Source organism: Dysgonomonas gadei ATCC BAA-286, from assembly GCF_000213555.1.
Lineage (GTDB): Bacteria > Bacteroidota > Bacteroidia > Bacteroidales > Dysgonomonadaceae > Dysgonomonas > Dysgonomonas gadei.
Genome location: NZ_GL891987.1, coordinates 216970 through 231156 on the forward strand (window position 1 = coordinate 216970; position 14187 = coordinate 231156).

Consider the following 14187-nt stretch of genomic DNA (forward strand, 5'->3'; position numbering starts at 1 on the left):
GAGAGAGAGAGAGAGAATAAGTAATCAAGTCTTACCTAAAAATATACAACTCGAATTATTATTATTCGGGTTTTTCAGCATGTATATATATGATAAAAAATATCTTATTTTCTGTACTCCATTCAGAAGGTAGAAGGTCTTGTTGCGTGTCATTATATTTAGGGCAGATACTGATTTTACATTTTACAAATTTAGAAACGATTCATCCGGTAATTTCTTCTTTATTATTAATGAGTAACCTCAAATTTTTTTATTATGAATGTTTACTTAAAAGAAAACAGAATTAGCAAGAGTATATTTAAAGTACTGCTATTGTGCGGTATTTTATTATGCTCTCATGTCTTTGCTCAGGCTCAAACAGTAAGAGGTGTCGTTAAAGACACAAATAATGAGCCTATTATTGGAGCAAGTGTCACCCTGAAAGGAACGACTAATGGTACCTTGACGGACGTAGATGGGAAGTATACTATATCGGCAGGTACAAATTCGGTATTGATCTTTTCCTTTGTTGGTTATAAGTCACAGGAAGTAACTGTAACTTCATCAGTAATTGATGTGGCCCTTCAGGAGGATGCCCTTCAATTGGATGAAGTTGTAGTGACAGCTTTGGGTATTAGAAAAGAATCGAAAGCGCTGGGTTATTCGGTTAGTACAATAAGTGCAGGTGATTTAACGAAAGCGGCAGCGCCGACTTTAGGCTCCGCTCTTTACGGAAAAGCATCAGGTGTGCGTATTCAGACAGCTCCGGGTGGCATCGCAGGTGCCATTTCTATCAATATACGCGGTCTGAATTCTCTAAACCTGACCAATATGCCTTTGGTCGTAGTGGATGGTGTACCTATCCATAATGGCGACGCTAACTTGAGCGGTTACTGGGATAATCAGCGTATATCGTCTAACGGCTTGGCGGATATTAATCCGGAGGATATTGAAAGCCTGTCTATTCTGAAAGGCGCTGCGGCTTCTGCCTTGTATGGTTCGGAGGCGACTAACGGCGTTGTGATGATTACGACCAAAACAGGTAAAGGTTCTACCGGTTTGGGTGTAGACTTCAATGCCAGCCTGACATGGGATCCGGTAGCTTATATGCCTAAATACCAGACTAAATACGGTCCGGGAGCTAATGGATATCAACGTACTGCGGCAAACGGGCTCGACGAAGAAGGATGGAGGATCAATGGATGGGATGACAGAAATGGAGTAAACCACAGAAGAGCGTCTTCAACGACAAGGTATTGGGGGCCGAAATACGATGGTAAAGATGTAATCTATTATGACGGAACAGTACGCAAGTACTCTCCGATAAACGATAATCCATGGTCGGAAATATTCCGAACAGGCGTCACTCAACAATATAACCTTGCTGTTACAAACGCTGGTGAAAAAGGCAATCTTCGCTTTTCTTATACCTATATAGATAATAAACCTACGCAGTATAACTCTACGTTTCAAAAGCATAACTTTAACCTGACAGGCAATTATAACGTAACAAAAAATATTTCGGTCGGTTACGGTGTTAATTATATACTGCAGGACCAAAAAAATCCACCTTATCGCCTCAGCCGTACATTGACTAACTTTAGCGGTATGGCAGGGCCTTTCGATGACGTTAAATACTTGCGCGAACATACAAGAACAAGTCTGGGATATTTGAACCGGATTTATACTGATGCTAATCAACTTACTCCGGATGAAGGATTCGAATGGACTCCGGCTCCTTATGCATTGGTGGAAGAATATTTTTGGAATATCCTGAGTAAAGAATATCTGAATAATACGAACCGCTTGTTGGCAAATGTTACTCCAAGCTGGCAAATCATAAAGGGTCTTACCCTGAAAGGGCGTATAGCAACGGATTATACTGCCGAAAAGATCGAGCAAAAAGAACAGGCAAACAACTCTCCCATGATCAACAAAAACGTAGGATACTATATGGCGCGTAACAATCGCTACGAGATTTTCTATGGCGACGTTATGTTGAATTATGATACCAACCTGACTGATAAGTTGGGTATGAACGCTATGGTCGGCTGGCAGGGACGTACGGAAAAGGAATTCAATACCTGGGCGAATACTAACGGCGGCCTCTCGGTAGAAAACTGGTTTCACCTGAATGCCAGCAACGAACCGAAGTCCTCTGAAATGCGTAAATTGAGTCTGTTGAAGACCGCGTATTTCGGAACATTGAACCTGTCGTACGATAGCTGGGCTTATCTGGAAGGAACACTCCGTCAGGAAAAAGTCTCCACGTTGGCACCCAACAAGAATGTATTCTATTTTCCATCTGTGAGTGGAAGTATCATTTATACCGAATTATTTAAAGATAAAATGCCTTCGTGGTACGATTATGGAAAGATCCGTGCGTCTTACGGCGTTGTAGGTAATCCTCCGCCGGCATATTACGCTACTCAGGCTTATACGCAGAAGTCAGTAGCCGGATGGATATATAATAGTGTCGACCCTAAAGTGGGCAATTACAACCTCCGCAACGAAAAGAAATTTGAATGGGAATTCGGACTGGAAAGTAAATTCTTCAACAACCGCTTAGGTTTCGAGCTTTCTTATTATACCAATAAAATACAGGATATGATTTTGGAGGCTACTATGCCTGCATCTTCCGGTGGTACAAGTATCACGATGAATATCGGCGACATGAAGAACAGAGGCGTTGAGCTTTCCCTGTACGGTACACCGGTTCTGACACGTGACCTGAGATGGGATGTGCGCGCCAATTTTGCATGGAACAAAAATACCGTGGTCAAGTTGGCGGAAGGTATCGATCAGATAACACATACAAACTGGGATAACGGGTCCGCATATCTTTATTCAAAATTAGGAGAACCGGCCGGAGATATATATGCTTTGGCACCTAAACAAGATGATAAAGGCAATTATATTATCCGCGAAGACGGTTTCTATCAACTGACCGATAAACCGGTTAAAGTGGGAAATGCCATGCCGAAGATGGTCGGAGGTTTCGCTACTACTTTCTCGTATAAGAATTTCGTACTCGATGCTTCGTTCGATTATCGCATAGGCGGCGCGGTAATGAATATGCCTTATCAGTATATGATGGGACAGGGAGCGATTAAAGAAAGCCTGGATTATCATGATGGAGAAGGTAAAGGACTGACCTATTACTTTGATGCTAATCGCAACGTAGTTCCTTTCACAGGTTCTGCAGGCCCTAACGGAGAGCGGATTTATGATAACGGCGTGATATTGCAAGGTGTTAAAGCGGATGGAAGCGCTAATACGACAATGATTCCGGGTGACCAGTTGGCATATTGGACTTACAACTGGGGCGGTTATGATCCTACGGATGTAACTTATTATTCTCATGGCATATTTGATAATACATATGTTAAATGTCGCGAACTGTCAATAGGATACAATCTTCCGAAATCTATACTTTCCAAAGTCAAGTGTAAGAGTTTGATGGTTTCCGTATTCGGACGTAACCTGTTCTATGTTTACAAGAACATGCCAATGCTGGATGCTGAAGCAGCAGACGGTACATCTTGGATAACGCAGGCCAGCCTGGGCGGTTCTACTACGACAACACGCTCGGTAGGTATTTCGTTACGTGCCAGCTTCTAATTCTTTAATCAATCAAAAAAGAACAATATGAAAAAGATATATTTATTTCTCATTATATTGGTTGTGGCGCTTACATTCTATTCCTGCGCCGACAGCGAGTATTCGGATAAATACCTTGATCCGTCAAAAACTACCAAGGCATACTGCGACAAACTGATGACGGGGGTGTTTTATACAGGACGCGTATATACGTTCAATTCTTATTGGCGGATGTACACATGGGATAATACCGTTACGGGAAAATATGCCCAGACACTCGGATTTATGAACTCGCAAGGTTCCCTTTATTCGGCTAACGACAGCTATGCTAACGACCGTTGGGTACATTTCTATAATACACTGACCCAGTTTCGTGTACTTCAGAATGTCTATGAAGGGTTAAGCGACAGCGAAAAAAATACATATAGAATATTTAAGAATTTGTCCGAAGTATTTGTTTACGATCATTTATCGCAGATAGTGGATACTTTCGGCGACGCGCCGTTCAAAGAGGCCGGCTTTCTTGCCATTACCGGTGATGTGGCCGGCAGTTATCCGGCATATGATAAGGCTACGGACATATATACTATGATGCTCGACCGTCTGGGTGAACTTTATGCAGATATACATAGTATAAAAGGCAGCCTGGACAAACAGGCGTCTGCATCTTTGCCTAAGCAGGATTTCGTCAATTACGGCGATCTGGATAAATGGGAAAGGTATTGTAATTCGCTTCGCCTGCGCCTTGCTGTACGAGTAGCTTCACAAGGAGATTTATCTGCCAAAGGAAAGCAAGTGATAGCTGAAATTCTGGGGGGTGGATATCCTCTCGTATCCAGTCTGGACGAAACTATTAAACTGGATTCCAATGATAAAGATACCGGAGCCTTTTTCAATCCGGATGATCTTCGTACAGGTTACATTAGCCAGAGCCGTGCATCGCAAGCCATGTTAGATGCATTGACTCGGACCGTTTCGGGAGAAAATGATCCGCGCCTGCCTATTATGTATTCTAAAAATGCGGCAGGAGAATATAAAGGGCTATCTACTCACGAAACGTATGCCGAACAAGAGGTAAACATCGCGAAGCCGGAATCAGAGCGCATATATTCGCGTATCGACTCTACTACAGTGATGTACAATACACAGTTTATAAGTCCGATTTTTACAGCGGCCGAAGTCGACTTCCTGAAAGCGGAAGCATATCAGAAAGGATGGGCTAGCGGCGATGCAAAAGCGGCTTTTGTTGACGGGATTCTACACTCTTCACAGTTCTATTTCGAAGAGAATGCGATTAGTCCGAGCAAAGATGGGACAAAGATGGACATGCCGGCAGAGTCGGTTATTAGGGCTTATGCAGAAAAGGCATGGAATGCCGCCTCTAACAAAGAAGAGGCTATCATTACTCAGAAATGGCTGAATTTCGGTTATATGCAGCCGTTCCAGGCTTGGAATGAAGTGCGTCGTACAGGATACCCTCAATTATATTATCCGGAGGATCAGTCGGCTCAATTATTGAAAACATTACCTTCCCGGGTTCGTTATCCGGATTCCGAGAGAAGTAATAACGCAAAAAATTATGATGCACAGATACAGGCTATGGGTGGAACAGATAATGCCTACATAAAATTGTTTTGGGCCAAATAATACGATAGATTACAAATGCTTTGAAATTTAGAAATAATCTTAAGTTATATAGTGGGTTCACACAAATATTAAATTTAAGACACTGAAAAATCCCAGACCTAATAAAGGTCTGGGATTTTTATTCTTTTCACACAGTCAATAATCATATAAATATCAGGTATTTAAGGGAAATTTGGAGTTGGCGGGTAACAGTAGTCAGTTAATAACTGATATCGTATCAGATTTTATATAAAAAGAATAAGATAGGGAACTTTTCTTTTTTCTTAAAAAAAAATCTGTTCTTTTGTAACACTTCTTTTTTTCTTGCGTACATATAAATAAAGAAAGGTGTTTATGTCATATTTCGCACGATTGACTGTCTCGGTTATTCTCTCAGGAAGTCAATAAACAAGTAATATGAGTCCTAAATAGAAAAGGTAACAGGATTAGTAGATGATAAGTTTCGACTCAGGTATAATCGAACAGTGCAGGAAAGGCGAACGCAGGGCGCAGATGCAGATGTATACGACCTTTTACAAAAGGGTTTACAACACATGCTTTCGTGTACTACGCGACTCTGCCGAAGCTGAAGATACGATGCAGGATGCTTTTCTCAAAGCCTTTTCAGGGTTGGATAGTTACAGCGATTCTGTCCCTTTCGAGGCATGGCTGGTGCGGATAGCTATTAACGCATCCATTGACAAACTGAGAAGAAGAAACATGGAGATGACAGAACTGCATGAAAATATGAATTATGATATTGCCGATACGGATGACAATGCCGATTGGGAGCAAATAATGGAAAAGGTAGGTCAGGTGAGATCAGCAATAGATAAATTGCCGGAATCGAGCCGTCTGATTATAAATTTATATCTGATAGAAGGTTATGACCATGAAGAGATAGCTGAAATACTAAGCATAGCGCCGGGTACAGCCCGCATACAATATATGAGAGCAAAACAAAGATTAATCGAACTTATCTGAAAGGAGGGCGAGAGATGAAAGATAGAAAAGAATACATAGAAAAGAACAGAGAACTGTTTGACGATAAAGAACCATCGGCAGGTCATATGGAGCGATTCGAAGCATTGCTTAACAAGCAGGCGGATATTCAGGAGCCTGAAAAGAGACCGGCTAAAAGGGTAAAACTGATAAGCTTTATCTCTGTTGCCGCGTCTATTGCGATACTGATAGGAGTAGCCGTCAAATTCTATGCTCCGCAAAGCATAGAAGTGACACCACCGACTGAGAGCTCCATAGCAACTGATGAATTTAAGGCGACAAACGATTATTACAACCAGCAAATGGAGGATCAGATCGCAGATATCATGTGCAAACTGGCCTATACTGACACTGAAAACCAGGCACAGCTGACTCGCGATATAGAGAAGATAATGAGCAGCAATACTGCTTTTGTGGATGAGATGTCAAAAAACGAAAATCAGGAAATGGCTATACGCTATCTGGTGAAACACTATAAAACAAACATTCAGAAACTGGAAAGTATAAATGAAAAATTAGGTAAATACACAAAATGCTAAAAATGTACACACGATGAAGAAGAATATATTATTAATGACTTTATGCTGCCTGACACTCTTTCAAGCATTTGCTGTTGAAAGTGCGGGCAATCAGCCACAGGATTCCGCCAGAGTATTCAAAAAGAAATTGAATCTCAATCTGGATAAAGTATTGGATGGAATAGACATAGATTCGAGCCAGTTTATGGAATTGAATGGGCTCAACCTTAATTTTAATATGGATTCTATCACGGCATTGAGTGACTTCAACATCAATATTAACACTGATTCTATCACTGCACTGGCAATGAATGCAGCAAAAGAAGGTATTAAGACAGCAAAGTCGAGCCTTAGAAATCTCAACATTGACGGAAAAGATTATACTGCATACGCTTTTAGCTATGATAGCAAAGGTACTAAGCAGCGTGCAGAGGGGACTCCTGACCGGATAGAAAAAAAGAGTTTTTCGAATATATCAGAAATAGAATTCTTTCATAAATACGGAAATATAATTGTGAAGGAATCAAATTCCAGCCAGATAGATCTTGAGATACAATATTTCGATAAGAGAAATCAATTCGGTTCATGTAACATAACAACAAGCAACAGGCTTCTTTCCATCACCACTAATAATACAGGTAGAAGCAGTTCGAAACCTCAGATCAATTATATAATAACTGTTCCTAAAAATATATCCCTGAATATTAACCTTGATTATGGAGATGTGAAAGTGGACAGGCTTAATAACAGCTTAAATGCGAATCTTTCTTATAGTGATTTTTCGGCACAATCACTGACTAAGGCTGCATCAGTAAAAGCAAGATATAGTGATGTGAAAATAGGGGATGCGCAGGATATTATTTTGTCAGGATCCTACTCTGATTTCAAAATAGAGAAAGCCGGGAAGATTGAGTCATCAGGTAACTATAACGATTGCCGGTTCAGTAACGTACAAACCCTTGTGATACCAAAATCCTCGTCATATGGCGATATGAGGATAGGGACTATCGGTAGCATGACAGGGCAGCTGATGTATGCAGATATAATCATAGATAATCTGCTGTCTGATATCGACATTCGCAGTTCTTATGGCGATGTCACGATAAGGGGAATGTCGCCTAAAGTGAAAACGATAAATATAAAAGGCAGTTATTGTGATGTTGCGATAGGACTCCCGCTGAACATGTCCGCAACATTTGATGCAAGCCTTATATATGGAGATCTCAATGTTTCGAAAAAATATACTGTGAAATATACCGAATCTATTGAAAAAGGTAATAAGGTAACTAAGAAAGGCCAGATAGGAAATGGCAAACCTACTGCAACTATAATAGTATCTAATAACTATGCCGATATTGATATAAGGTAATTGAAATAGAGTTTTTAACGCAATGTCATTAAACCATGACTAACTGTCGCGGTTTTAGATACGAAAGCAATAATTAATTAATGACGCGAAGAAGAGTCAAATAGGTCTGCGACCTTAAAAATAGAAAGAACTATGAAAGTAAAAAGTATTATCCTGTTAGTAGTATGTTGTGTGATATCTTTAGGCATATCGGCACAAGTGGTAAAAGAGAAGAAACCGGTAAGCTCATTTAACAAGATTGCCGTAAGTGGAGGTATAGATATTTATTTTACCCAAAGCAACTCGCACTCATTGGAGATAGAGACTGATGCGGAGAACATGCCGAAAATTGAAATAACAGTAAGTAATGGCAATCTCGAACTGAGACGGAAAGACGGCGAGCGCTTTAAAAGAAACTCCAGGATATACGCCTATGTTTCTGCCCCTGCATTAGATGCGATAGCCATATCGGGAGGTTCGGATTTCAATGCAAAAGAATTGAATAATAAAGGAGCATTGTCCATAGCAGCCTCAGGAGGTGCCGATATAGAAATAGACCGGTTGAATGTAAATGAGGCAAATTTTGCTTTCTCCGGAGGTTCCGATTGCGATATCAAGGACTTAAGGGCTAAGAAACTCAAGATAGCAGCATCAGGCGGGAGCGATTCAAATATAAACATCGGCAGTGCAGATGAAGTAAGCCTTTCTGTTAGTGGCGGAGCCGACGCAGAGTTATCTGGAAAGGTGAAGGTTATCTCTGTCAGTTGCAGTGGCGGAGCCGATGTTGATATCAAGAAACTGACATACGAAACTATCAATGCCCACAAGTCGGGTGGAGGTAGTATAAGTAAGTAATAGATTTGTGATAAGAGTAGAGGTGTACCCGAAAGTACACCTCTACTTTCTTTTACTTCAAACGAAACCGCTTCTTAATTCGTCTTGAACTTATACTGAACTTTGGCTAAATCTTCATTAGCCTTTTCAATTTTGCTCTTCAAGGTTTCTTTATAAGCGATCAGTTTCTTATGCAAGTTTTCATCTCCCGTAGCTATCATCTGCAGGGCAAGGATAGCCGCATTTTGGGAACCGTTGATGCCCACTGTGGCAACAGGTATTCCTGGAGGCATTTGTACGATAGCAAGCAATGCGTCCATTCCGTCGAGCGAAGCGTCGATAGGCACTCCGATAACCGGAATAGATGTCATGGAAGCTATAACACCCGGAAGATGGGCCGCCATACCGGCTGCCGCTATAATTACTTTGATTCCGCGGTCGTGTGCTCCTTTAGTAAAAGCCTCTACACGTTCGGGCGTACGGTGTGCCGACAAAGCGTTTATTTCGAATGGAATCTCCATTTCATCGAAGAACTTTGCAGCTTTTTCCATTACGGGAAGATCGGATGTACTTCCCATAATTATACTTACGATAGGTTTCATTTAATTATTTACCAATTAGTTTTTTGTAATCTGCTGCCGAAAGCAAGCTGTCCAACTGGGCGGCATCGCTTACAGCAATTTTAATAATCCAGCCTTTTCCGTATGGATCTTCGTTAATCAATTCAGGCTTGTCTTCCAGATCGGCATTTACTTCAAGCACTTCTCCGGATACAGGCATCAACAAGTCGGAAACTGTCTTTACAGCTTCTACGCTGCCGAATACTCCGTCTTTGTCGATTGTTTCCCCTTCGGTAGTAACATCTACATAAACGATTTCACCCAGTTCGCTTTGAGCAAATTCTGTAATACCAACTACTGCTTTATCGCCTTCAACTTTGATCCACTCGTGATCTTTTGAATACTTCAGATTTTCAGGAAAATTCATAATCTATTTATTTTATATTATTAATTATAAGTTATTTATAAACATGATAACACCCCAGTATGCCCCGATCAGTACACACAGGTATGAAACAATAAGGCCGACTAAAAAGCCCGTATATACCTGTCCCGGAGTATGCCGTTGAAGCATCAATCGGGATACGCCCAAACACCCTGCTAAGATAAACAAAATGATGAACAAAATGAATGGATTCAGTCCTTTAACGTTGTAACAAACCGACAAAGTGCAACCAATCAGTCCTCCAATCCCCATCATATGTGCGCTGATCTTCCAGAATTTGGTTGTGATGGCGGCTATTACGATCAGAACAATCGGAGCAACCAGTATCCCGATAAACCATGCATATAATCCGGCCGATACGAAGTAATAGATAAGTAAGCAGTAAGAACAGAACGCTGCGACAAAGGGGATAAACCTGTCATTTCTGTTTCTCAGGTCATAATCTTTTATCAGCCCTGCTTTTCTCAAAAAGAATATACTGCTCGCCGGAATCACGCATGTAAGGAAAAACACGGGAGTGATAAACCGCGTGAACTGTCCGGCAAAGATCAACCTGAAATCCGTATACAAAAACAAAAGCGAGACACCATATATTCCCATGAAAAAAGGGTGCAAGATAATAGATATTATCCGTGCAGGAAGCGGCTCTTTTTCTTTTGGTGGTTCATATGAGAACGGCGATTTACCGGAGCCGTACTCATCCCTGGTATCAGCGGGATTGTTTCTTATCTCCGGCACATTGTCTATTTCTTCTATCATATTTCCTTTCTTAATCGGGCAACAGGCAAGTTCATCTGTTCCCGGTATTTAGCTACAGTACGGCGGGCAATTATATACCCCTTCTCTTTCAGTATCTCTGAAAGCCTGTCGTCTGTAAGCGGTTTCTTCTTGTCTTCGTGTTCGATACATTCTTTTAATATGGCTTTCACTTCGCGGGAAGAGATTTCCTCGCCCGTGTCAGTCTGCATCGACTCTGAGAAGAAGTATTTAAGCGGGTAAATCCCGAAATTAGTCTGCACATATTTACTGTTGCTCACCCGTGATATGGTGGATATATCGTATCCTGTACGTTGAGCCACATCTTTCAGTATCATTGGTTTCAGCTGGGCTTCGTCTCCTGTAAGAAAGAAGTCGTATTGCATATCCATTATAGCCTGCATGGTACGCTGAAGCGTATCCTGCCTTTGCTTGATGGCATCGATAAACCAACGTGCGGAATCCAGCTTCTGCTTCACGAAGAGAACAGCATTCTTACTATCGGCCGACATGCTATCCCTATTGTCGGCGTATCCTCTGAGCAGGTCGGAATATTCGCGGCTTACCTTCAGGTCGGGAATGTTACGGTTATTCATGCTTAACAGGAGTTCACCGTTATATGTTTCTATAATAAAATCGGGAACAATGGTACTCAATGTGATGGACATGGAATCTCCCCAGTTATTTCCCGGTTTAGGATTCAGTGTGGTGATTTCTTGTATTGCACCTTTTAGCCCGGTCTCATCGATATCCAGTTGTCTTATGATTTTGTCATAATGCCTTTTAGAGAATTCCTCGAAGTAATTGGTGATTATCTTTATGGCTAATTCCGTATTGTCTGATTTTTCTTTTCGCGTCAATTGCAAAAGGAGGCATTCCTGTAGATTCCGAGCGCCTATACCTGCCGGCTCGAAATCCTGGATCGTCTTCAGTATTTCTTCAAGTTTAGAAACCGGAATATCCAGATTCTGCTGAAAAATAAGATCGTCCGAAATAGCAGAAAGAGACCTGTCCAGATAGCCGTTCTCGTCAATGTTACCAATGATGTATTCGGCTACTTTTTCGTCATTCTCTTCCAATTCACATTCACCCAATTGCTCTATCAGATATTCGTGAAGGGAGGCTGCTACCGAGAAGGGTATTTCGTCCTGTTTGCCGGAGGCTTGTCTATTACCGTCCCGTAATTGATAGTCAGGTATCTCTTCTTCATTCATATAGTCGCCTAAAGTCAAGTCTTCCTGTGATATATTTCCATCTTCTTCCGAATTGTAATCATCATCGAAATCCGATGTATCATCAACTGGTTCAAGACCTTCTTCTAATGCCGGATTGTCTTCCAGTTCCTGCTTTATACGTTCTTCTAACTCAATAACAGGTAACTCGGTTAATTTAATAACCTGCATCTGAAGAGGTGAAAGCTTCTGCTGCTGTTTGAGTTGTAAGGACTGTTTTAGAGCCATAAAGTACCTGATAAAATTCTATTAAGACAAAGATAATAATAAAAACAATATTTTAACGTAAAGGTTCAGCTATTGAATAACATAAGAATTGTAAAGTTTTTCCTTCAGTCTCCCGTCGGTCATGTCCACTGAGCTCTATAAGTTTTTGATTGTATAAAGGAATCCGGAGTGACTCGGATATTTTGTTAAAATCTGACATATCTGACATATATTTAGCTTTTAGTTGATAGCTGTTAGCCAATAGCTTATGCACAAAACCTGACAAACCTGACGACTTTTCACACAATTTTTATTGTCACTTTTTCTTCTAAAAACTCCGTGCTACTCCTTTTACTCCGTGTTTAAAAATAAAAGGTAACAAAGGTAACAGGTTCCGCTTTGCTCTGTAGGGGCGAAACATTTTTCGCCCGTTGGATTATTGTGAGGGTGTGTCAATAGTAATTTTTACTTTCATTTTGTCATGTTGAACGGAGTGAAACATCTCGTATCTGGAGGGTCGGGATTCTTCATTGCATTCAGAAACAACGTTCGGCAGAGCGAAGCGGAGCCAATGACAAAGAGGGTAATAATTTGATAGTGCAATTTGGCTTTTGACACACCCTCCTACGAATTCCCCAAAAGGTAACAAAAGTAACACCGAAAGCAATTAAGAATTAAGAATGAAAAATGAAAAATTAAGAACCACTGGTCAGTGGAGCTAATTCTTTCCCTCGTAACTCGTAACTGCCCAAAGGGCGAAGTAACTTGTAACTATAAAAAAGGTAACAAAGGTAACAGATATATCAGTTAACAGCCATCAACTCATAAGCAGGGGTAGCGAAGCATCCCGTAAATAAAAAGACTCCGTGCTACTCCGTTTACTCTGTGGTTAAAAATAAAAGGTAACAAAGGTTACACCTTTTTCAGTAAACAGTAAACAGTTAGCAGCACCTAAATCCGGCAATCCGGATTAAGATAATGAAAGAAACACGTTTGATTTTGATATATTTTGGAGCAAATGCAAAGCATTAAATATCAGCAAAATAAAAAAGTGTTTCTTAAGAGTAAACAATTTGTGTTTGTCTACTCGTATCTCATATAACTTTCAACTTAGTACTTAAAACTTATTACTTATACCAATACTTCAAAGATCTATAAGCCAACAGCTAAAGGCTATCGGCTATAATTATATAGATAAAGTTTTTTGAAATGCTTGCGGATTTGGATTATCAAAATTCTCTCAATCCCGAAACCTTATATCTGCTGAGGGTTTCCAGTTTTACATCCCTGTTTACAACAACGCCATTGGTGGCCAATGCCTGTTCTACGGTTTTGAATGCAATCTCGGGATGATTATTATCCTGGCTGAGATGACAGAGCCAGATATTCCGGAGATTTTCATTATAGATACTTGCAATAAATTCGGCCGAAAGACGGTTGCTTAAATGGCCCATACCGTTTTTTATGCGCTCTTTGAGGTAATACGGATATCTGCCGGTCTGAAGCATATATTCATCGTAGTTGGCTTCAATTACAAGGTGATTGGCTCTGCAGGCATAATCCCTTATCTTGTCGGTGATGCGGCCTATATCTGTAACAACGACAAGTGCCTGCCCTTCAAACTCAATATGATAGCCTACATTTTCGATACTATCGTGAGGGACGTCAAAGGCGGTTATATTAAAATCGGTGATCGTGAACGGTACTTCTTTTTCAATAACTCTTTTCGATTGATACAGATTGGCTTGTACCACTCTGTTACGTTGGATTCCTTCGTGTACGGTTTCGGTCGCGTAAACGGGAATATTGTACTTGTCGCCGAAGCATCCGACTGTCTTTATGTGATCGGCATGGTCGTGCGTGATAAGAATTGCTTTAATCTTTTCGAAAGCAACCCCATATTCACGTAATGATTTCGTTACATTGCGGATACCTATTCCGGCATCTATAAGGATACCGTTTTCTTTGGTTCCCAGATAGTAACAGTTTCCGCTACTGCCGCTGCCCAAGCTGAAGAACTTATATTTGTATTGTGAAAATAAATCATATTGCATAGCGTGCAAAGTTAAGGAGTATCCGG

General features: G+C 40.8%; 11 protein-coding genes. 6 read left to right on the forward strand and 5 right to left on the reverse strand.

The window, feature by feature from the left end; all coding sequences use genetic code 11:
• The first annotated feature begins 255 nt into the window (after positions 1-255).
• The 6 genes from HMPREF9455_RS16225 to HMPREF9455_RS16250 all read left to right on the forward strand — a co-directional run bounded on the left by HMPREF9455_RS16225 (position 256) and on the right by HMPREF9455_RS16250 (position 8928).
• Complete coding sequence (locus tag HMPREF9455_RS16225) at positions 256-3600, forward strand: SusC/RagA family TonB-linked outer membrane protein (RefSeq protein ID WP_006800823.1); 3345 nt, start codon at positions 256-258, stop codon at positions 3598-3600.
• Between the two features lie 27 nt (positions 3601-3627).
• Positions 3628-5226 (forward strand): SusD/RagB family nutrient-binding outer membrane lipoprotein, encoded by a 1599-nt coding sequence (locus HMPREF9455_RS16230; RefSeq protein ID WP_006800824.1) that lies wholly within the window; start codon positions 3628-3630, stop codon positions 5224-5226.
• A 432-nt stretch (positions 5227-5658) separates the two neighbouring features.
• On the forward strand, positions 5659-6189 hold the full coding sequence (locus HMPREF9455_RS16235; RefSeq protein ID WP_006800825.1) for an RNA polymerase sigma factor: 531 nt from the start codon (positions 5659-5661) through the stop codon (positions 6187-6189).
• Between the two features lie 14 nt (positions 6190-6203).
• A complete protein-coding gene (locus HMPREF9455_RS16240) occupies positions 6204-6746 on the forward strand; it encodes a hypothetical protein (RefSeq protein WP_006800826.1) in 543 nt (180 codons plus the stop codon).
• Positions 6747-6759: 13 nt separating this feature from the next.
• Positions 6760-8094, forward strand: coding sequence for a DUF4097 family beta strand repeat-containing protein (locus tag HMPREF9455_RS16245; protein WP_006800827.1), 1335 nt, complete (start codon positions 6760-6762; stop codon positions 8092-8094).
• A gap of 132 nt (positions 8095-8226) precedes the next feature.
• Positions 8227-8928 (forward strand): head GIN domain-containing protein, encoded by a 702-nt coding sequence (locus HMPREF9455_RS16250; protein WP_006800828.1) that lies wholly within the window; start codon positions 8227-8229, stop codon positions 8926-8928.
• 74 nt (positions 8929-9002) lie between these two features.
• Here HMPREF9455_RS16250 and purE read toward each other — a convergent pair whose 3' ends face one another.
• The 5 genes from purE to HMPREF9455_RS16275 all read right to left on the reverse strand — a co-directional run bounded on the left by purE (position 9003) and on the right by HMPREF9455_RS16275 (position 14161).
• On the reverse strand, positions 9003-9509 hold the full coding sequence (gene purE, locus HMPREF9455_RS16255) for a 5-(carboxyamino)imidazole ribonucleotide mutase (RefSeq protein ID WP_006800829.1): 507 nt from the start codon (positions 9507-9509) through the stop codon (positions 9003-9005).
• A gap of 4 nt (positions 9510-9513) precedes the next feature.
• Entirely contained in the window at positions 9514-9894 is a 381-nt protein-coding gene (gcvH, locus tag HMPREF9455_RS16260) for a glycine cleavage system protein GcvH (RefSeq protein WP_006800830.1), read from the reverse strand.
• 24 nt (positions 9895-9918) lie between these two features.
• Complete coding sequence (locus HMPREF9455_RS16265; RefSeq protein WP_006800831.1) at positions 9919-10671, reverse strand: phosphatase PAP2 family protein; 753 nt, start codon at positions 10669-10671, stop codon at positions 9919-9921.
• Positions 10668-12128, reverse strand: a complete 1461-nt coding sequence (gene rpoN / locus HMPREF9455_RS16270) for an RNA polymerase factor sigma-54 (RefSeq protein ID WP_006800832.1) — start codon at positions 12126-12128, stop codon at positions 10668-10670. The genes HMPREF9455_RS16265 and rpoN overlap by 4 nt, the downstream gene beginning before the upstream one ends.
• A gap of 1208 nt (positions 12129-13336) precedes the next feature.
• Entirely contained in the window at positions 13337-14161 is an 825-nt protein-coding gene (locus HMPREF9455_RS16275) for an MBL fold metallo-hydrolase (protein ID WP_006800833.1), read from the reverse strand.
• Positions 14162-14187 lie beyond the last annotated feature (26 nt).